Source organism: Pseudomonas sp. MWU13-2100 (assembly GCF_023242365.1).
In the GTDB taxonomy this organism is placed as follows: Bacteria; Pseudomonadota; Gammaproteobacteria; order Pseudomonadales; family Pseudomonadaceae; genus Aquipseudomonas.
Genome location: NZ_JALLIX010000016.1, coordinates 64,347 through 84,278, shown reverse-complemented (window position 1 = coordinate 84,278; position 19,932 = coordinate 64,347). Strand labels below are relative to the sequence as shown.

The 19,932-nt window shown below is 62.4% G+C and carries 19 protein-coding genes; 13 read left to right on the top strand and 6 right to left on the bottom strand.

Annotated features, from left to right (window positions below; genetic code table 11):
* The first annotated feature begins 177 nt into the window (after window positions 1–177).
* The 4 genes from M5B99_RS13675 (at window position 178) to M5B99_RS13660 (ending at window position 2,623) form a co-directional block, all read left to right on the top strand.
* Complete coding sequence (locus M5B99_RS13675; RefSeq protein ID WP_248804516.1) at window positions 178–369, top strand: Flp family type IVb pilin; 192 nt, start codon at window positions 178–180, stop codon at window positions 367–369.
* Window positions 370–440: 71 nt separating this feature from the next.
* Window positions 441–857 carry a response regulator gene (locus M5B99_RS13670; protein WP_248804515.1) on the top strand — a complete coding sequence of 139 codons (417 nt, stop codon included), beginning with the start codon at window positions 441–443 and terminating at the stop codon, window positions 855–857.
* Between the two features lie 89 nt (window positions 858–946).
* Window positions 947–1,240 (top strand): hypothetical protein, encoded by a 294-nt coding sequence (locus M5B99_RS13665; RefSeq protein WP_248804514.1) that lies wholly within the window; start codon window positions 947–949, stop codon window positions 1,238–1,240.
* Between the two features lie 33 nt (window positions 1,241–1,273).
* Window positions 1,274–2,623 (top strand): MATE family efflux transporter, encoded by a 1,350-nt coding sequence (locus M5B99_RS13660; RefSeq protein WP_248804513.1) that lies wholly within the window; start codon window positions 1,274–1,276, stop codon window positions 2,621–2,623.
* Window positions 2,624–2,639: 16 nt separating this feature from the next.
* On the opposite strand, the gene M5B99_RS13655 is transcribed toward M5B99_RS13660, so the two are convergent.
* From M5B99_RS13655 to M5B99_RS13630, 6 genes are all read right to left on the bottom strand, one after another.
* Window positions 2,640–3,428: a DUF4123 domain-containing protein gene (locus M5B99_RS13655; protein ID WP_248804512.1), complete on the bottom strand. Its 789-nt coding sequence runs from the start codon at window positions 3,426–3,428 to the stop codon at window positions 2,640–2,642.
* Window positions 3,425–4,777 carry a contractile injection system protein, VgrG/Pvc8 family gene (locus M5B99_RS13650; RefSeq protein ID WP_248804511.1) on the bottom strand — a complete coding sequence of 451 codons (1,353 nt, stop codon included), beginning with the start codon at window positions 4,775–4,777 and terminating at the stop codon, window positions 3,425–3,427. Before M5B99_RS13650 ends, M5B99_RS13655 begins: the two co-directional genes overlap by 4 nt.
* 247 nt (window positions 4,778–5,024) lie before the next feature.
* Complete coding sequence (speA, locus tag M5B99_RS13645) at window positions 5,025–6,938, bottom strand: arginine decarboxylase (protein WP_248804510.1); 1,914 nt, start codon at window positions 6,936–6,938, stop codon at window positions 5,025–5,027.
* A gap of 227 nt (window positions 6,939–7,165) precedes the next feature.
* Window positions 7,166–7,537, bottom strand: a complete 372-nt coding sequence (locus M5B99_RS13640; protein ID WP_248800307.1) for a translation initiation factor Sui1 — start codon at window positions 7,535–7,537, stop codon at window positions 7,166–7,168.
* Between the two features lie 205 nt (window positions 7,538–7,742).
* Entirely contained in the window at window positions 7,743–8,270 is a 528-nt protein-coding gene (locus tag M5B99_RS13635; protein WP_248804509.1) for an NUDIX hydrolase, read from the bottom strand.
* A gap of 3 nt (window positions 8,271–8,273) precedes the next feature.
* Window positions 8,274–9,341, bottom strand: coding sequence for a DUF2333 family protein (locus M5B99_RS13630; RefSeq protein WP_248804508.1), 1,068 nt, complete (start codon window positions 9,339–9,341; stop codon window positions 8,274–8,276).
* Window positions 9,342–9,646: 305 nt separating this feature from the next.
* Between M5B99_RS13630 and M5B99_RS13625 the strand changes: the two genes are divergently transcribed.
* From M5B99_RS13625 to purH, 9 genes are all read left to right on the top strand, one after another.
* The gene (locus M5B99_RS13625) at window positions 9,647–11,308 is read left to right on the top strand and encodes a response regulator (RefSeq protein WP_248804507.1); all 1,662 of its coding nucleotides are present in this window, start codon (window positions 9,647–9,649) and stop codon (window positions 11,306–11,308) included.
* A gap of 625 nt (window positions 11,309–11,933) precedes the next feature.
* Window positions 11,934–12,389, top strand: coding sequence for a type II 3-dehydroquinate dehydratase (aroQ, locus tag M5B99_RS13620; protein WP_248804506.1), 456 nt, complete (start codon window positions 11,934–11,936; stop codon window positions 12,387–12,389).
* Between the two features lie 24 nt (window positions 12,390–12,413).
* Entirely contained in the window at window positions 12,414–12,872 is a 459-nt protein-coding gene (gene accB / locus M5B99_RS13615; protein ID WP_100944285.1) for an acetyl-CoA carboxylase biotin carboxyl carrier protein, read from the top strand.
* A 17-nt stretch (window positions 12,873–12,889) separates the two neighbouring features.
* On the top strand, window positions 12,890–14,248 hold the full coding sequence (gene accC, locus M5B99_RS13610; RefSeq protein ID WP_100944284.1) for an acetyl-CoA carboxylase biotin carboxylase subunit: 1,359 nt from the start codon (window positions 12,890–12,892) through the stop codon (window positions 14,246–14,248).
* A 269-nt stretch (window positions 14,249–14,517) separates the two neighbouring features.
* Entirely contained in the window at window positions 14,518–15,396 is an 879-nt protein-coding gene (gene prmA / locus M5B99_RS13605) for a 50S ribosomal protein L11 methyltransferase (protein ID WP_248804505.1), read from the top strand.
* Window positions 15,397–15,426: 30 nt separating this feature from the next.
* The gene (locus M5B99_RS13600; RefSeq protein WP_248804504.1) at window positions 15,427–16,734 is read left to right on the top strand and encodes a DUF3426 domain-containing protein; all 1,308 of its coding nucleotides are present in this window, start codon (window positions 15,427–15,429) and stop codon (window positions 16,732–16,734) included.
* 163 nt (window positions 16,735–16,897) lie between these two features.
* On the top strand, window positions 16,898–17,911 hold the full coding sequence (dusB, locus tag M5B99_RS13595; protein WP_248804503.1) for a tRNA dihydrouridine synthase DusB: 1,014 nt from the start codon (window positions 16,898–16,900) through the stop codon (window positions 17,909–17,911).
* Entirely contained in the window at window positions 17,908–18,228 is a 321-nt protein-coding gene (fis, locus tag M5B99_RS13590; protein ID WP_003186237.1) for a DNA-binding transcriptional regulator Fis, read from the top strand. The genes dusB and fis overlap by 4 nt, the downstream gene beginning before the upstream one ends.
* A gap of 81 nt (window positions 18,229–18,309) precedes the next feature.
* Window positions 18,310–19,917 (top strand): bifunctional phosphoribosylaminoimidazolecarboxamide formyltransferase/IMP cyclohydrolase, encoded by a 1,608-nt coding sequence (purH, locus tag M5B99_RS13585; RefSeq protein ID WP_248804502.1) that lies wholly within the window; start codon window positions 18,310–18,312, stop codon window positions 19,915–19,917.
* The last annotated feature ends 15 nt before the right edge of the window (window positions 19,918–19,932 follow it).

Here is a 19,932-nt window from a genome sequence, read left to right as displayed (position 1 = left end):
ATCCCCTCGTTCAAATGGAAAAATCCTCAGTTTCTGGCGCCAACCCGCGGACTAATCCTTTGTGATTAATCCGTTCTTACAGTTGTAGAGGGCAGCTTTGTTGACAATGCTCTGACGGTAGGCAAATTACGCCGCACGACCGCTGCACGGCGCCTTTCAGGCGCAAGGAGAAGCCAGATGTTGCTGAATATCGTCCTCAGGCTGTTCATCAAAGCCCAGCTGTTCGTCGAAGACAAAGAAGCGGCCTCGGGCATCGAATACGCGATTGTCGCAGCCATGGTGGCGGCGGTCATAGGGGTCTTCATGGACCCTATCAGTAGCAAGGTGAAGTCGATCTTCACATCGGTACAAACCGGTATAGGGACTTGACGAGCTTCCCCCACCAGAGTCTTTAATAAGGAGCTAGAGTTTCAAGACGACTCAACGACAGGTATGGTCCCATGAACGTCTCTTCCCCCCCACGCCAACAGCTCCTCCTCGTGGACGACGAAGAGGACGCCTTGCTGGAACTGGCCGAATTGCTGGAGGGCGAAGGCTTCTGCTGCTTCACCGCCACCTCCGTCAAGCTCGCGCTCTCGCACCTGACCCATCACCCGGATATCGCCCTGGTGATCACCGACCTGCGCATGCCGGAAGAAAGCGGCATGTCGCTGATCAAGCGCCTGCGTGAACACACCTCGCGCCAGCACCTGCCGGTGATCGTCACGTCCGGCCATGCCGACATGGACGATGTCAGCGATATGCTCCGGCTCCAGGTCCTCGACCTGTTCCGTAAACCCATCTACCACGTGCGCCTGCTGGAAACCCTCAACAACCTGTTTCCACAACCCAGGATGCATCTGGTCAATCCTTCTTGATAGACCGCCTGGACAACCTTCGAGTGCGCCTGTAAAACCTGCTCCCTGCTAGGGCGGCGCATCAGTCGGCTTATTCATCAGGGGTATCTATGCAGGTAGAAAGTTTCTTCGAATGGCTGGGCCAGGCGCTAGGCTCGGTGATCCGCTTTATCATCGATGGCCTCAGCGGCTTTTTCCACGCGCTGACTCATGCCGGCGGCAACTTTATCGACGGCTTCGCCCGTTCCCTGGGCATGAGCCCCTCGTTCTTCAGCATCCTGATCCTGATCGCCGGCCTGATGCTGCTCTACTCGGCGGTCCGCGCCTTCATGCGCGCCTCCATCATCCTCGGCATCATCTGGCTGGTGCTCGGGCTCTGGCTGTTGAGCTGGGTCGTTCACTAGTCGCTACAATGCCCGCTCTTTCAAGGAGCCCGCATGTCCCCCCTGATCGCTGACTGGCGAGACCGCCCGACTCACCGCCGGGTCTGGGCGCTCGCCGCGCCCATGATTCTGTCGAATATTTCCGTGCCCCTGGTAGCCCTGGTCGACAGCAGCGTGATCGGCCACCTGCCCCACGCCCAGCAACTCGGCGCCGTAGCGGTCGGCGCCAGCCTGTATATCTTTCTCGCCTGGGCCATGGGTTTCCTGCGCATGGGCTCCACCGGTTTCGCCGCCCAGGCCGCTGGACGCGCAGACGGCGCGGCGTTGCGCCAGGTGCTTGCCCAGGGACTGCTGCTGAGCCTGGTGCTGGCGCTGTTGCTCGGGACCATCGCCGTGCCATTTAGCGAGCTGGCGCTGACCTTTATGCAACCCTCGCCCGAGTTGCACGAATTGACCCTGGACTTCTTCCATACCCGGCTGTTCGGGCTGCCGGCAGCACTGGCCAGCTATGCCCTGGTCGGCTGGTTCCTCGGGACCCAGAACGCCCGCGCGCCGCTGGCCATCCTGCTGACCACCAACCTGGTGAATATTGCCCTGAACCTGTGGTTCGTCCTCGGCCTGGACTGGGGTGTGGTCGGTTCGGCCCGCGCCTCGGTGATCGCCGAGTGGACCGGCGCCCTGCTCGGCCTGAGCCTGACCGGCAAGGCCCTGCGCGCCTACCCCAGGCACATCGCCTGGGCGGCACTCCGACATTGGCGCAACTGGCGCCCGCTGCTGACGGTCAATCGCGATATCTTCATTCGCAGCATGGCGCTGCAATCGGTGTTTTTCCTGATCACCGTCCAGGGCGCGCGCCTGGGCGACGCCACTGTCGCGGCCAACGCCCTGCTGCTCAATGGCCTGTTGCTCACCGCCCACGCCCTGGACGGGCTGGCCCATGCCGTGGAGGCGCTCTGTGGCCACGCCATCGGCGCCCGCGATCGCGACACCCTGCGCCGTTCCCTGGTAGTGGCGGCCGGTTGGTCACTGCTGGCGAGCCTGGGCTTCGGGTTGTTGTTCCTGCTCGGCGGCCACCTGTTCGTCAGCCTGCAAACCGACATCCCCAGCGTGCGCGACACCGCCTTCGGCTACCTGCCTTACCTGGCGCTGTTGCCGCTGATCGCGGTCTGGAGCTACCTGCTCGACGGCTTGTTCATTGGCGCCACCCGCGCCCGGGAAATGCGCGACAGCATGCTGCTCAGCGTGCTCCTCAGCCTGCCTTGCGCCTGGTGGCTGAGCGGTTTTGGCAATCACGGCCTGTGGATAAGTTTCCTGCTGTTCATGACCCTGCGTAGCCTGATCCTGGGCCTCTACGCCCTGAAACTGCGGCGCAACGACGGTTGGTTCAGCCAGGCCGCGCACTAGGCGGCTATCGGCGGGCTCAATCTGAGCTGCCGCTCCAGACGCGGCGCAGGTTTTCCAGACGCTCGACCGGGGAGTCTCCCCGCAGGCCTGCGGGAATGGCCGCAGCCGGATACTCCGCGCGCAGATGCAGCCAGCCATCGAGCAGGCCGTACTCGCGAAAGCCCTGGGCGATACCCTCCTGCACATGGCACCAGGTCCGGTCGTATTCATGCCCGCTGCAGCGGCTCCACTGGTAGGCGTGGCGCTCCAGCAGGCAGGTTTGCAACCGGCGCTGCTGGCGGCTGCTCAGGACCGGCGGCGTGGCGAGGGCGGGAACCTCGAGCCCGGGGTTGAACAACTGCTGCCAACCGATACTGCCAATGGCCTTGTCCGCCCAGGTCCCGCCATGCCAGTACAGGCAGTGGATGGGGCCGAGCCAGCCACTCAGTTCGTGGGGATCCGACGAGTCGAAGAAATAGCTGGCGGTCTGCGGGTTGTAGTAACTGAGCAAGCCGCGATGCTGGTCGTCGAAACCCACTACCAATATCTGCCGCAGATGGGCCAGCAATGCCCGCACCGGCGCCCGGCTGTGCAGGAACAATCCGGGCCATAGACTCGGGTTGGCCTGGCTGAGGCGGCTCAACGGACAATCCCCGGCCAGTTGCAACAGCCGTGGAGCGACTTCGCCCAGGCCCTGAAACGCCGTACCTTCGAACAGGTTATAGGCCAGATAGCGTGCGTAACGCTCCTTCAGCGCCTCGACCGCTCCCGGCGCAGCGGGCACATCCAACAACAACCACTGGCGACAATCGTCCGTCGTCTTCATGACAGGCCCCTTCGCGCGAATGCGCCGTGGCAAGCGCAATCCTGCGCCACACCGTGACGCTCGCTGCCGTCCATGGGGAGCCCACACAGCAGCACCAGCGGGTAACCGGCATGCAGTGACGCGAGAATCGGCTCCCGACGCGGAGGTTGCGCGCCACTGGGCAGCGGCCTCGGCAAACGGCCATCGCCACGCATGACAATTCGCGGTGCCAGCGGATCGCCGTCCTGAAAGCGCACCCACACCGCCATGCCCACCGTCAGTGCCGAACCAATTTCCTCGCACTCACGTTGCAGCGAGCCGGCCAACGGCAGCCAGCAAGTCACCCGTGGCGAAGCGCTGCCGTGGGTAAAGGCGTCAATACGCACCGCCACCCGCCCTTCTCCATCACGAAAGCTCCCCTGCTCGTCGGCGTCGACTACCTGCGCCCGGAACAAACCCGATAACACCGGGCAAGGCCCGCGCCTGCGGGAACGAAAAGCCACCTCCCAGGAAGTCGCCGCGAAGGCATTGCCATAGCGCACCTGTGGCCCGCAATCCGCGGACTCACCGGGCAGGCTGCCGCCACGGTGGTGAAGCCGAGTGACCAGCCACAAACGGTTCCAGGCCGCGCAAGGGTGACCGGAAACGGGCAGATACGTACCGCTGGCCAGACCGGCCAGATCGCTTTCCCCCTCCGCTACCTGAGTTCCACGACCGCCTCGTCGGCGGCTATCGGCCAGCGTGACGCAAAGATCAAGCACGCCCGGGCCAGTCTCATCGGCGAAGCGCGCTCGATGAACCCGCCGAAATGCTCCCTGGTGATCGGCAAAGACCAGCAGGTGCATGTCCCGGCTGTGCTGGAAATGATAGTGGATGCCCTCCTCCGCGCAGAGCCGCTGCACAAACGCCAGGCTCGACTCCTCGTACTGCACGCAATAGGCGCGTCGGGCATAGTGGCCCTTGAGCGAGAAGCGCACGGCATCGTCGCCCAGGCCATGTTCCTCGAGGACCCGGGCAATGATTACCGGGACCGAGCAGTGCTGAAACAGACGCCGGCCAACGCGCTGCGCCAGGCAACCCAGGCGCGGCCCCAGGGACAGGCGGCAATGGCCCCGCGCCAGCCCCTGGAGCGTCAGGTTGACGCCCTGGATCTGCGCGTGAAATCCAGCATTCTCAGTCCCCAGCGCCAGGTAGCAACTGCGGTACATCAACCCGCCCGGGTCCAACTCGCCTTCCTCGTCGAGAACATCCAGCTCAAAGGCAAACAGTTCATCGACCGCCTCCGTGCCACTAAAGGCGGTGACAATCAGCGGATGGGACAAGCCCGCTACATCCAGCCGAAAAAACGGCTCGTTGACTGGATCGAACATTGGCTTTCCTCATTCATGGCACCGACCAGGGATTCTCGCCGAGAGACAAGGTCGAGTAGAGGGCTGAAGCAGTGTTAGAGAAAAGACCTACGCAAAACACGGAACAAGGGAAGCCATCATCTTGACTTCAGGGCATAAAAAACCCACCGCAGAGGGTGGGATTTCTCACAAACAGATATTGCCTACAAGCTCCCAGGAAAAGACCAAATCAAAACAAGGCCATTTCCTAGGAACTATTGGCGCCGCCTTATGAGGAGAGGTACGAAGAGCGGGTCAACCCCAGGCGCAGGGCATCCAGGTACTGGGTACGCTCCTTGACACTGATGTTCGCACTGGCGACCTTATCGCGGTAGTGGGTCATCAGCTCCTCCGGCGACAAGTGCACATAACGCAGCATGTCCTCGATGGTGTCATGGGTTTCGATACCGGCGTGGTACACGCTGCCATCCGGGTTCTGGTAGATGTTCACCGAGTCGGTGTCACCGAACAGGTTGTGCATGTCACCGAGAATTTCCTGATAGGCCCCGACCAGGAAGATCCCCAGCAGGTAGTCCTCGCCGTCGTTCAGGGCGTGCACCGGCAGGCTGGTTTCGATGCTCTGCTCGTCGACGTACTGCTTGATCTTGCCGTCGGAGTCGCAGGTCAGGTCTTGCAGCACGGCACGGCGCAGCGGCTCTTCGTCGAGGCGGTGCAGCGGCAGTATCGGCAGGACCTGGCCGATGGCCCAGGTGTCCGGCAGGCTCTGGAATACCGAGAAGTTGCAGATGTACTTGTCGGCCAGCTTGTCATTGAGTTCGTCGAGCACCTGGCGGTGCGAACGCTGACGCGCCTTCAACGAGTTGTGCAGGCGCCGGCAGACGGCGAAATAGCACTGCTCGGCCAGGGCTTTCTCGGCCAGGGTCAGCTTGCCGTCGGCGTACTGGGTGGCGATATCGCTCATGTAGTGCGTGGCGCGCCAGTAGGTTTCGGTGACCATCTCGATATCGGTCGGCCCCAGCAGCTCTACCAGCCACTGCACGGTTTCCGGCAGGTTCTCGGGGTTGCCGATCTGCGGCACGTCGTCGTTGTGTTTCTCGACGTCGGTCACCTGCACCACCAGCATGGCGTGGTGGGCGGTCAGCGAGCGGCCACTCTCGGAGAAGATGTTCGGGTGCGGCAGGTTCTGCGCATCGCAGAACTCCTTGAGCATGCCGACCACGACACCGGCGTAGTCGTCCATGTCGTAGTTGATCGAGCTGGCGTTGCGCGAATGGGTACCGTCGTAGTCCACGCCCAGGCCGCCGCCGACGTCGATGTGGTCCACCGGCAGGCCGAGGTTGCGCAGTTCGCCGTAATAGCGGATCGCTTCCTTGAAACCGTACTGGTAGTCCGCCAGGTTGGCGATCTGCGAACCCATGTGGAAGTGCAGCAGGCGAATGCCCTGGTCCAGGCCGGCGTCGCGGAAACGCTCGACCACCGACAGCAACTGCGCCGCCGAGAGACCGAACTTGGACTTCTCGCCGCCGGTGTCTGCCCACTTGCTCGAGGCCAGGGACGACAGGCGCACCCGCAGGCCGATCCGTGGCTTGACCTTGAGGGCCGCCGCCTCTTCGATCACCAGTTCAACCTCGGATTCCTTCTCGATCACGATAAAGACCGTGTGACCAAGCTTCTGGCCCATCAGCGCCAGGCGAATGAACTCGCGGTCCTTGTAGCCGTTGCAGACGATGGTGCCGCCCTTCGGCGCCAGCGCCAGCACCGCCAGCAGCTCCGGCTTGGAACCGGCTTCCAGGCCGATGGAGACGTTCTGGGTGGCGATGATGTTCTCGATCACCGCTTCCTGCTGGTTGACCTTGATCGGGTACAGCGCGGTGTACTTGCTCTGGTATTCCAGGCGTTCGATGTTGGCGTCAAAGGCCCCGGTCAACTGGCGGACACGGTCCTGCAGGATATCCGGGAAGCGCACCAGCAACGGCAAGGACAAACCGCTCTTGCGCAGTTCGTCGACCTGCTCGAAGAGATCGATGGGCGAACTGCTCGGACCGTTCGGACGAACCTCGACGCGACCGGCGTCATTGATCGCGAAATACCCGGCCCCCCAATGGCGAATCCCATAAACACTGCGGCTGTCCGCAACTGTCCATTGGCTGCCATCGTCTTTGCGTGTGCGTCGTACGGACATCGAAGTCCCCTATAAAGAAGTCAAATAGCGCCGCCTGGGTCCAGGCTGCGCGCAGTCTAAAGAATGAAAATGACGATTCGCCTGCATACAGAGCCTTCAGACCCTGGATCCAGCACCGAGTTTAGAAACTGTTCGGGAACAGGCTCTGTGAAAACCATGGGGACGACAGCCCGGCCTCGTTCAGCCGGGCCGGCGGGTCAACTTCACGGTGGTTTTCACAGAGGCTGCTAGCCGCCGGACTTCTTCGCCTTGAAACCGTGTTTTTCCAGCTCGGCCAGCAGCAACTCGACGTGATCGCCCTGGATCTCGATCACGCCGTCCTTCAAGGCACCACCGGTCCCACAGCGTTTCTTCAACGCGGTCGCCAGGTCCTTGAGGGCGTCTTCGGCCAAGGGCACGCCAGTGATGGTGGTCACCGTCTTGCCGCCACGGCCCTTGCTTTCGCGACGCACGCGGGCAATGCCGTCACCGGCCGGGAGCACACTTTGTTTGCAGATACAGGCAGCCACCGGCTGGCTACAGTCCGGACAATGTCGACCTGCGTCGGTGGAAAACACCAGGCCACCGAGGGCGGCGAAGGATGCGGCTTTTTTGGCCACCGGCAATCCTCTTGGGAGGACTAAAGACTGGTCACACCCCCGGGAGGGGCCTGCGACCGCGAAGCCCCACTCAGGCAGGGGCAGCGCAACTGCGGCGGGCAACGCCGCCGCAGCTTTGAAAGTCGCGCAGTGTAACGGCAAAAAGCCCCCGGCCCAATAGCCAAACAGCGCCAATTGATGAAGCTTTTGCGACGTCGCCGCGGTCTTATTGCAGATAACGTTTCAAGGCTGCCAGGGAGTCCGGGCAATAGGGCTTTTCAAGGGTTTCGCGAAGCGCCTGGTCAACCGCGACAAAATGCGCCTCGAGGACCTCTTCCGGCTGCAGCCGCAGCGGCCCGTCCCAGACCGCGCTGAACACCGCGCACCAGAGCCGGTTGCCCGGCTGATCGAAGAAAAAATGCTCGTGTTCGGTCAGCGGCACGCCACTGACCCCCAACTCCTCTTCCAGCTCGCGGGCGGCGGACTCGGCATAACTTTCGTCAGCCTGGACCATGCCGCCGGCGGCCACATCCCAGTAACCCGGGTAGATGGCCTTGCTCAAGGTCCGCCGGTGCACGCACAGCTCACCGGCGGAGTTGAACAGCAGGATATAGGTGCCGCGCCCGATCAGGCCGCGCTCGCGCAACTCGATTCGGGCCAGGGCACCAAGCAGTTGGTCATCGGCGTCGACCCAGGCGATCTGTTCGGCATCGGAAGCAGCGCGGTGCCGGGCCTCCTTCGAAGCATTGTCCATGGTTCAACCCTGGTTCAGCAGTTGGCGCAAATCGATCACCGCCGCGTTGGCCCGGGAAATATAGTTGGCCATCACCAGCGAGTGGTTCGCCAAAATGCCGAAGCCGCTGCCATTGAGGATCATCGGACTCCAGACCGGCTGCTGGGAGGCCTCCAGTTCACGAATGATCTGACGCACGCTGACCGTGGCGTTCTTCTTCGCCAGGACGTCGGCGAAGTCAACCTCGACGGCCCGCAGCAGGTGCGACAGCGCCCAAGCCTGGCCACGCGCCTCATAGAACACGTTGTCGATCTGCAACCATGGGGTTTCGACGATTTCCTCGTCAACCTGGGGCACCTGTCCCGGGATCACGCTTTCGGTTTTCAGTGCGGTGTTGAGCTTGACCCGCCCGACACTGGCCGACAGGCGCTGGGACAGCGAGCCGAGACGGGTCGCGACATCGCCGAGCCAGTTGTTCAGGTTGTCGGCGCGGGCATAGAACAGCGCGTTGTTCTGGTTCGGGTCGGACAACCGGGCCTGATAACGGCTCAGGGAGTTGATCCCCTCCTGGTACTCCGATTCGCTGGACGGCAGCATCCAGCTCTTGTTGTCGAAGTTGAAGCGCGGCTCGGCCTTGGCCAGGTCGGCATCTTCAGCCGATTGCGACTGGGAACGAGCGAAGTCCTTGCGCAAGGCGCGGGTCAGGTCGCGGACCTGGACCAGCACGCCATATTCCCAGCTGGGAATATTGTCCAGCCAGACACCTGGCGGAAAGCGATCATTGGACAGGTAGCCGCCCGGCTTGTTGAGCAAGGTACCGGCCACGCTCTTGAGGGTTTCCACCGTGGTGTAGCCCACCACCATCTTGCGACCTTCTTTCTCGGCGGCCAGCTGTGCATTCTGCTGCACCGGAAACAGCGCCGGCTCCTGGCTCCAGTACCAACCGATGAGAATCGTGGTCAGCAGGTACAAGCCCACCAGGGTCGCCAGTGCACGACTGAACAGCATCCCGCGAAAATAACCGCGGGTCGCCGACTTGGGTTCGGCGGCGCGCTCCGGCGCGCTGTCTTGGCGTTTTTTCCAGTCCAGCATGGCTCTATCCTTTTCCTGAATTCATCGGTTCGACCACAACCCTGCTCCATCGTGCCTTTCCTGTCATTGCGCAAGGTCAAGGGCACGGCAGCGTTGCCATCCGTGCGAGCACTATAAATCAAGCCCCGGCAGGACGCCTCCTCGATACGACCTCTGCGGTCTTGTTGTGAGATCCAATACAGCGAAACCCATGGGTCATCAAATGAATCAGGTTAATTGACGGATGACACCGCTATTGACGAAAAGAGCTGCTAGCATAGAGCCACCAGTCGATCCCAGCCGTTCCCCTAACTAGTAGTCAGGACATGACCGAGCCAGAAGACCCCAGCCGCGAGCGCCTCAAGCAGCACTTTGCCCAGCGGGTCATTCATCAGGCCCGGCAAATCCTCGAGATCTGGCAACGCCTGCAACGCAGCGAATGGTCGATCGCCGACATGTCCGAACTGAGCGAAGCCAACCTGCGCCTGCTGCGCTTCGCCGAACGTTTCGAACAACCCGAACACAGCCTGCTGGCCCGCCACATCAGCCACTCCCTGGAACAGGTCGAGGCCAACCGCGGGCGCCTGAGCAGCGGCCTGATCACCGAACTCAATCGCCTCATGCAGCGCCTGTCGCGCACCGGCCTGCGCCACGGCGACCAGCTCGAACACACCTTGCTGCCGCCGCTGCGCAAGCCGGTCTACGTGATGCTGCAAGACCACGATCGCGCCGAGCGCCTGGCCAAGCAGCTGGAATTCTTCGGCCTCAGCGCCCAGTCGCTGGACAGTGTCGCGGCGTTCCGCTCGTCAATGGCCGAGCGCCTGCCTTCGGCGATTATCATGGACGTCGACTTCAGTGGCGCCGGCATGGGCCTGCACCTGGCCGCCGAAGCGCAGTTGGGCCTGGAACACAAACTGCCGCTGCTGTTCTTCAGCCTCCACGAAACCGACACCCCGACCCGCCTGGCCGCCGTGCGCGCGGGCGGCCAGGAGTTCCTCACCGGGACCCTGGAAGCCTCCAGCCTGCTGGAGAAGATCGAAATCCTCACCTGCGTCGCCCAATACGATCCGTACAAGGTGCTGATCATCGACGACTCGCGGGCCCAGGCGCTGCACACCGAACGCCTGCTCAACAGCGCCGGGATCGTCACCCGGACCTTGATCGACCCGATCCAGGCCATGGCCGAACTGGCGGATTTCCAGCCCGATCTGATCATCCTCGACATGTACATGCCGGCCTGCACCGGCACGGAACTGGCCAAGGTGATCCGCCACAACGACCGTTATGTCAGCGTGCCGATCATCTACCTGTCGGCCGAAGACGACCTGGACAAGCAGCTCGACGCCATGAGCGAGGGCGGCGACGACTTCCTGACCAAGCCGATCAAGCCTCGCCACCTGATCACCACCGTGCGCAACCGCGCCTCCCGCGCCCGCCACCTCAAGGCGCGGATGGTCCGCGACAGCCTCACCGGCCTGTACAACCACACCCATATCCTGCAACTGCTCGAAGACTGCAGCTTCCGCGCCCGTCGCGAATGCAAGTCGCTGAGCTTCGCGATGCTCGATATCGATCACTTCAAGCGGGTCAACGACAGCCACGGCCACCCCATGGGCGACCGGGTGATCAAGAGTCTGGCGCTGTTTCTCAAACAACGCCTGCGCAAGACCGACTTTATCGGGCGTTATGGCGGCGAAGAGTTCGCCATCGTCATGCCCGACACCGATATCGAGTCGGCCTATAACGTGCTGGATGAAATTCGCCAGCGCTTTGCCGAAATCCACTACCCGGCGCAACCCCAGGATCTGTGGTGCACCTTCAGCGCCGGGGTGGTGGAACTGCAGGCCGATTCCGACAGCCTGATGATGGCCAGCCAGGCCGACGAAGCCCTCTATCGCGCCAAACATGCCGGACGCAACCGCGTGCAAGCGGCAAGGCAAAGTGCCGGCTTTTCATCGGATTCCACCGACTCAGTCATGACCCTGTAACAAAACAGAAATAACTCATCAGCGAAGGCGTTCTTTTACGAGCAGCAGGTTTTGCCCAGAGCCGGGCAGGAACAACCAGCGAAGAATTTGGCACTGGGTGGGGGCAAGGCCCTATTTACGGAGTAAAGGATGAACGTGGCGGAGCGACGGCTCCTTTCAGCTATCGGTATTACGTGTATCGGACACTAGCAGCCGGTAGCAATATCCTGTCCGAGCTGAAAGCCGCGACCGCATTCCTCGTCACACGGGATGACTCAATAACCGTCGACATCCAAGACTCGACGATTACCGTATTGGTTGATAAAGAAGTCTACGACTATCACAGCCATACACTCTATCGACATGCCAATGGTATCGACTACACACCCGTGAATATCTATTTGCGCGCAACTCCTCGGCGGTGATTGAGCGAGTGGCGGTCAGGGCGCCCCCGCGCTTTTGTGGATGACGGCGCAGGCTCTGGTTTCCAGGAGGTACCAGGTGACCGGATCCAAGGCCATGGTCACAAATTTTGCGTCAACATCGGTTATCGTGCTGGCTATTGCAGAGAACTGGACAGTCATGAAAGCTTTCCGGCATAGTCGGCCCGCACCGACAACTGCACATGAATAACAAGGAACAACCGATGGCGACCCTACTGGTTCTGCACGGACCCAACCTGAACCTGCTCGGCACCCGCGAGCCGGGCGTCTACGGCGCGGTAACGCTGACCGAGATCAACCAGGACCTCGAGCGTCGGGCCCGCGAGGCCGGGCACCATCTGCTGTACCTGCAAAGCAACGCCGAGTACGAACTGATCGACCGGATCCACGCAGCCCGTGGCGAAGGCGTGGACTTCATACTGATCAATCCGGCGGCTTTTACGCATACAAGTGTCGCATTACGTGACGCGCTGCTGGCGGTGAGCATCCCATTCATCGAAGTGCATTTGTCGAACGTGCACAAACGCGAACCTTTCCGCCATCACTCCTACTTCTCAGATGTCGCTGTGGGAGTGATCTGCGGCCTTGGCGCCAGCGGTTACCGACTGGCCCTGGAGGCCGCCCTGGAACAGCTTGAATCACAGGCTAAACACCCCTGACCGACCCTTGGGAGTTGACGATTAATGGATATCCGTAAAGTTAAGAAACTGATCGAATTGCTGGAAGAATCCGGTATCGACGAGCTCGAGATCAAAGAAGGCGAAGAGTCCGTACGCATCAGCCGCCACAGCAAGACCCCGGCGCAGCAGTACTACGCGCCGGCACCGATGCCCGCCCCGGTCGCCGCCGCTCCGGCCGCAGCCCCAGTGGCCGCCGCTCCGGTCGCCGCTGCCGCCCCGGCGCTGAACGGCACCGTAGCCCGTTCGCCGATGGTCGGCACCTTCTATCGCAAATCCTCGCCTGCCGCCCCGTCGTTTGTCGAAGTCGGCCAGAGCGTGAAGAAAGGCGACACCCTGTGCATCGTCGAAGCCATGAAGATGATGAACCACATCGAAGCTGAAACCAGCGGTGTGATCGAATCCATCCTCGTCGAAGACGGCCAGCCGGTTGAGTACGACCAACCGCTGTTCACCATCGTTTGAAGCGCGGAGAGCCAACGATGTCGAATCCTGCGAAGTTGGAAAAAGTCCTGATCGCCAACCGCGGTGAAATTGCACTGCGGATCCTGCGCGCGTGCAAGGAACTGGGGATCAAGACCGTCGCCGTCTACTCCAAGGCCGACAAGGAGCTGATGCACCTGGGCCTGGCGGACGAGTCCGTGTGCATCGGCCCGGCGCCTGCCGCCCAGTCCTACCTGCACATCCCGGCCATCATCGCGGCCGCGGAAGTGACCGGCGCCACGGCGATCCACCCGGGCTACGGCTTCCTCGCGGAAAACGCCGACTTCGCCGAACAGGTCGAGAAATCCGGTTTCGCCTTCATTGGCCCGCAAGCCGACACCATTCGCCTGATGGGCGACAAGGTTTCGGCCAAGCACGCCATGATCAAGGCCGGCGTACCGACCGTTCCCGGTTCCGACGGCCCGCTGCCGGAAGACGAGGAAGAAGCCCTGCGCATCGGCCGTGAAGTCGGCTACCCGGTGATCATCAAGGCCGCCGGTGGCGGTGGTGGTCGCGGCATGCGCGTGGTGCACAAGGAAGAAGACCTGATCTCCTCGGCCAAACTGACCCGCACCGAAGCTGGCGCGGCGTTCGGCAACCCGATGGTATACCTGGAAAAATTCCTCACCAACCCGCGTCACGTGGAAGTCCAGGTGCTGTCCGACGGCCAGGGCCACGCCATTCACCTGGGTGACCGCGACTGCTCGCTGCAGCGTCGCCACCAGAAGGTACTGGAAGAGGCACCGGCCCCGGGTATCGATGAAAAGTCCCGCCAGGAAGTCTTCGCCCGCTGCGTCAAGGCGTGCATCGACATCAACTACCGTGGCGCAGGCACCTTCGAGTTCCTCTACGAGAACGGCAACTTCTACTTCATCGAGATGAACACTCGCGTGCAGGTGGAACACCCGGTATCGGAAATGGTCACCGGCATCGACATCGTCAAGGAGATGCTCAGCATCGCCGCCGGCAACCCGCTGTCCTACACCCAGGACGACGTGGTGATCCGCGGTCACGCCCTGGAGTGCCGGATCAACGCCGAGGACCCGAAGAAGTTCATTCCGAGCCCGGGCACCGTCAAGCACTTCCACGCACCGGGCGGCAATGGCGTTCGCGTCGATTCGCACCTGTACAGTGGTTATGCGGTACCGCCGAACTATGACTCGTTGATCGGCAAGCTGATCACCTACGGCAAGGACCGTGATGAAGCCCTGGCGCGCATGCGCAACGCCCTGGACGAAATCGTGGTGGACGGGATCAAGACCAATATCCCGCTGCACCGCGACCTGGTTCGCGACGAAGGCTTCTGCAAGGGTGGTGTGAACATCCACTACCTGGAACACAAGCTCGCCAACCAGTGAGCGCGTGATCCCATCGACAAGGCCGCTTAATTGCGGCCTTGTTGTTTTTGCTGCCTTTGTGGGAGCAGAGCTTGCTCGCGAAGGCGCTCTCAAGATCGCCAAAAGCTTCGCGGGCAAGCTCTGCTCCCACCAAGCCACGCGCCTACAGGGGATTGCGCCAGGCTCGGGTTCGCTTTTTTGAATACCGTCCAAGGCGCTGCTCAAGTAGACTTGCGCGTTTCTCGCAGCCCTTGCGGTTGCGCACTCCATTTTTGCAAAGGTGCCCCGCCATGCCTTGGCTGCAAGTACGCCTGGCCATCAGCCCGGAACAAGCCGAAACCTACGAAGACGCCTTCCTCGAAGTCGGCGCCGTTTCGGTCACCTTCATGGATGCCGAGGACCAGCCGATCTTCGAACCGGAACTCAACACCACCCCGCTGTGGTCCCACACCCACCTGCTGGCCCTGTTCGAAGGCGGTACCGAGGCGGCCAGCGTGCTCGCGCACCTGGAACTGCTGACCGGCGCACCACTGCCCGAGCACCACAGCGAAGTGATCGAGGACCAGGACTGGGAACGCAGCTGGATGGACAACTTCGAGCCGATGCGCTTCGGCCGCCGCCTGTGGATCGTCCCGAGCTGGCACGCCGCGCCGGAACCGGAAGCGGTCAACCTGCTGCTCGACCCGGGCCTGGCCTTCGGCACGGGCACCCACCCGACCACCGCCCTGTGCCTGGAATGGCTCGACGGCCAGGACCTCAAGGACTGCAGCGTCCTGGACTTCGGCTGCGGCTCGGGGATCCTGGCGATTGCCGCCCTGCTGCTGGGCGCCAGGGAAGCGGTCGGCACCGATATCGACGTCCAGGCCCTGGAAGCCTCCCGCGATAACGCCGGGCGCAACCACATCGCCGAGGCGCTGTTCCCGCTGTACCTGCCGCAAGACCTGCCGCAGGTCCAGGCCGACGTGCTGGTGGCCAATATCCTCGCCGGCCCGCTGGTGTCCCTGGCGCCGCAGTTGTCCACGCTGGTCAAGCCCGGCGGTCGCCTGGCACTCTCGGGGATCCTCGCCGAACAGGGCGCGCAAGTGGCTGCCGCTTATGCCCAGGATTTCGACCTCGACCCGATTGCCGATCGCGATGGCTGGGTGCGCATCAGTGGTCGTCGGCGCTAGAATGGGCGCCTGCATGAACCGGATCGCCGCATGACCGACAGCTTCGTCACCCAGTGCCCGCATTGCCAGACCAGTTTCCGCGTCAGTCACGCTCAATTGAGCGTGGCCCGTGGAGTGGTTCGTTGCGGCTCCTGCCTGCAGGTGTTCAACGCTGCGCGACAACTGCTCGAACAACGCGCCGCCAGGGAAGCGGCGAGCGCTGCCGCGGCTGCCATGCCGGCACCGACACCAAAGCCGGGACCTCCCGCGCCGCCGCCCCCTCCTCCAGAGCCGCCAGAACCGCCACGGGCCATCAGCCAGCGGCAGTGGTCGGCCGAAGAGCTGGACCTGGACAGCCTCGACCTGGACGAAGAACTGGCGCGCCTGGAACAAAGGGAAATCCAGCCGACCAAGGCGTTCGGCCAGGACCGCGGCGGCAAGGGCGAGTCCCTCAGTGCCCGCCGCGACGGCCCGGACACGGAAGAAGAGCAATGGCCCGACAGCCTGTTCAGCGAACCGCCGGGCAAGCACCTCGACGCCGCCCCGGCCGACGATGGCGAAACGGCCCCGGCCAAGGCACCGGAAAAGAAGGTCGAACAAGCCAAGTCGGCGCGCACCGAGCCTTCGCTGTCCTTCGACCTCGCCAACCTCGACGACGAACCGCCGGTCCCGCGCCTGCAGCTTGAACACAACGAGCTGGAAGACGACACCTTCCATGCCCCACCGGCCACCGAGCAGGCCGACGATGCGCCTGTCGAAGACGAGCGCAGAAAATCCAAGCCCAAGCGCGAACGCAACGAGCCCGGCCTGCACGACGACGTGCTGCTGGACCTGGTCGACGACCCGATTCAACTCGACTGGCAGCGCCGTCGCTCGCCCTGGGGCCGACGCCTGCTCTGGCTGCTGCTGGTACTGCTGGCCGCCGGCGCGCTGGTCGGCCAATACGTCGGCTACCACTTTGACGAACTGGCGCGCCAGGACCAGTACCGCCCCTGGTTCCAGCAACTGTGCCCGGAAATCGGCTGCAAGGTGCCCTCAAAAGTCGATATCGCCAGGATCAAGAGCAGCAACCTGATCGTGCGCAGCCACCCGGACTTCGCCGGCGCCCTGGTGGTGGATGCGATCATCTACAACCGCGCGCCGTTCTCCCAGCCCTTCCCGCTGCTGGAGTTGCGCTTCGCCGACCTCAACGGCCATCTGATCGCCAGCCGCCGCTTCAAACCCGCCGAGTACCTGAGCGGCGACCTTGCCGGACAGGGTGAAATGCCGCCACAGACACCGATCCATATCGCCCTGGATATCCTCGACCCGGGCGCCAAAGCCGTGAACTACAGCCTGAGCTTCCACTCGCCCGAGTAACCCGGTGGCACGGCGGTTTTCTGGCGGCAACCAAACCGCCAGCGATAAGCGAATAACTGTTCAGATTTTATCCAATTTTGCCTTTATCCGGTCATCGAGAGCGGGTATCATGCCAACCCTTTTTTCGAACTCTAATGATCCGTCCCCACAACAGGGAAGTCCTATGTCGGCGGTACGCATCGGCCCATATACATTGCAGAACGGCTTGATTCTCGCCCCCATGGCGGGTGTCACCGACCAGCCCTTTCGTCAGTTGTGCCGACGCCTGGGCGCGGGTCTTGTAGTCTCGGAAATGGTCACCAGCGACATGGGCTTGTGGAACAGCCGCAAATCGCGTCTGCGCATGATCCACGAAGGCGATCCCGAGCCCCGCTCGGTGCAGATCGCCGGTGGCGACGCACAGATGCTGGCGGATGCGGCCCGGGCCAATGTCGAGCTGGGTGCACAGATTATCGATATCAACATGGGCTGCCCGGCCAAGAAGGTCTGCAACAAGGCCGCCGGCTCCGCTTTACTGAAAGACGAAGCATTGGTGAGCGAGATCCTCCACGCCGTGGTCGCGGCGGTGGACGTACCGGTCACCCTGAAGATCCGCACCGGCTGGGACCGGGCGAACAAGAACGGCCTGACGGTGGCGAAAATTGCCGAACAGGCGGGAATCACGGCGTTGGCGGTGCACGGGCGAACCCGCGCCGACCTGTATACCGGTGAAGCCGAGTACGACACCATTGCCGCTATCAAGCAGGCGGTGTCGATCCCGGTCTTCGCCAACGGCGACATCGATTCGGCCGAGAAAGCCCGGCACGTACTGCACGCGACCGGTGCCGACGGCCTGTTGATCGGCCGGGCCGCCCAGGGGCGGCCATGGATTTTTCGTGAGATCGAGCATTTTCTGCGTACCGGCGAAACCCTTCCGGCACCGGAGCTGTTCGAAGTGGAACGCATTCTGCTAGAGCATCTGGCCGCGTTGCATGCCTTCTATGGGGAGGTGATGGGTGTGCGTATCGCCCGCAAGCACGTTGGCTGGTATCTCGCAACCTTGCCGGGCGCCAAGGAGTTTCGCGCCCACTTCAATCGTGTGGAAGATACGGAAGCACAATGCGCCAACGTTCGTGAGTTCTTCGCCGAACGTTACAAGAGCCTGGTGACAGGGGAAGGAAGAGGGGTGGCCGCATGACGATGATGACCGAGACTTTAGTGAGTGGAACAACGCCCGTGAGCGACAACGTCAATTTGAAACAGCACCTCAACACGCCGAGCGAAGAAGGCCAGACCCTTCGCGGGAGTGTCGAGAAGGCGCTGCACAATTATTTCGCCCACCTTGAGGGCGCGGCCGTCACGGACGTGTACAACCTGGTGCTCTCGGAAGTCGAGGCGCCTTTGCTCGAAAGCGTGATGAACTACGTCAAGGGCAACCAGACCAAAGCCAGCGAGCTGCTCGGGCTGAACCGCGGCACCCTGCGCAAGAAACTCAAACAGTACGATTTGCTGTAAGCATTCAATCAAACCAGAAAGGCGCCCGCTTAGAACCGGTCGCCTTTTTTGCTGACTCCTTTGCTTTTGATGGAAATTGAGATGACCGACCAGACTACCCGCCTGCCGATCCGCCGTGCCTTGATCAGTGTGTCCGACAAGACCGGGATCCTCGAATTCGCCCGAGAGCTGGAAGCCCTGGGTGTGGAAATCCTTTCCACCGGCGGGACCTTCAAGCTACTGCGAGACAACGCCGTGGCCGCGGTGGAAGTTGCGGACTACACCGGCTTCGCGGAGATGATGGACGGCCGGGTGAAGACCCTGCACCCGAAAATCCACGGCGGCATCCTCGGTCGTCGTGGCATCGACGACGCCATCATGAACGAGCACGGCATCAAGCCGATCGACCTGGTGGCGGTCAACCTCTACCCGTTCGAAGCCACCATCAACAAACCCGGCTGTGACCTGCCGACCGCCATCGAGAACATCGATATCGGCGGCCCGACCATGGTCCGCTCGGCGGCCAAGAACCACAAGGACGTGGCCATCGTGGTCAATGCCAGCGATTACGGCCAGGTCCTGGAAAACCTCAAGGCCGGTGGCCTGACCTACGCCCAGCGCTTCGACCTGATGCTCAAGGCTTTCGAACACACCGCCGCCTACGACGGCATGATCGCCAACTACATGGGCACCGTGAACCAGGCCGCAGAGACCCTGAGCACGGAAGGTCGCAGCGAATTCCCGCGCACCTTCAACAGCCAGTTCATCAAGGCCCAGGAAATGCGCTACGGCGAGAACCCGCACCAGAGCGCGGCGTTCTACGTGGAAGCCAAGCCCGCCGAAGTCGGCATCGCCACCGCCACCCAGTTGCAAGGCAAGGAACTCTCCTATAACAACGTGGCCGATACCGACGCCGCGCTGGAATGCGTGAAGAGCTTCGTCAAGCCGGCCTGCGTGATCGTCAAGCACGCCAACCCGTGTGGCGTGGCGGTCAGCCCGGACGCCGAAGGTGGCATCCGCCAGGCCTACGAACTGGCCTACGCCACCGACAGTGAATCGGCCTTCGGCGGCATCATCGCCTTCAACCGCGAACTGGATGCCGAAACCGCCAAGGCCATCGTCGAGCGTCAGTTCGTCGAAGTGATCATCGCCCCATCCGTGAGTGAAGAGGCTCGTGCCGTTGTCGCCGCCAAAGCCAACGTGCGCCTGCTGGTCTGCGGTCAGTGGGACGCCAACCGCGCCCCGGCCTGGGACTACAAACGCGTCAACGGGGGCCTGCTGGTGCAGAGCCGCGATATCGGCATGATCGGCAGCGACGACCTGAAAGTCGTGACCCAGCGCGCACCGACCGAGCAAGAGATCCACGACCTGATCTTCGCCTGGAAAGTCGCCAAGTACGTCAAGTCCAACGCCATCGTCTACGCCAAGAACCGTCAGACCATCGGTGTCGGCGCCGGCCAGATGAGCCGCGTCAACTCCGCTCGCATTGCTGCAATCAAAGCCGAGCATGCTGGCCTGCAGGTACAAGGGGCGGTCATGGCCTCGGATGCGTTCTTCCCGTTCCGCGACGGCATCGACAATGCGGCCAAGGTCGGAATCACCGCGGTGATCCAGCCGGGCGGCTCGATGCGTGACAATGAAGTGATTGCGGCGGCTGATGAGGCCGGCATAGCGATGGTGTTCACAGGAATGCGCCACTTCCGCCACTGATAACACCGCCCCCTG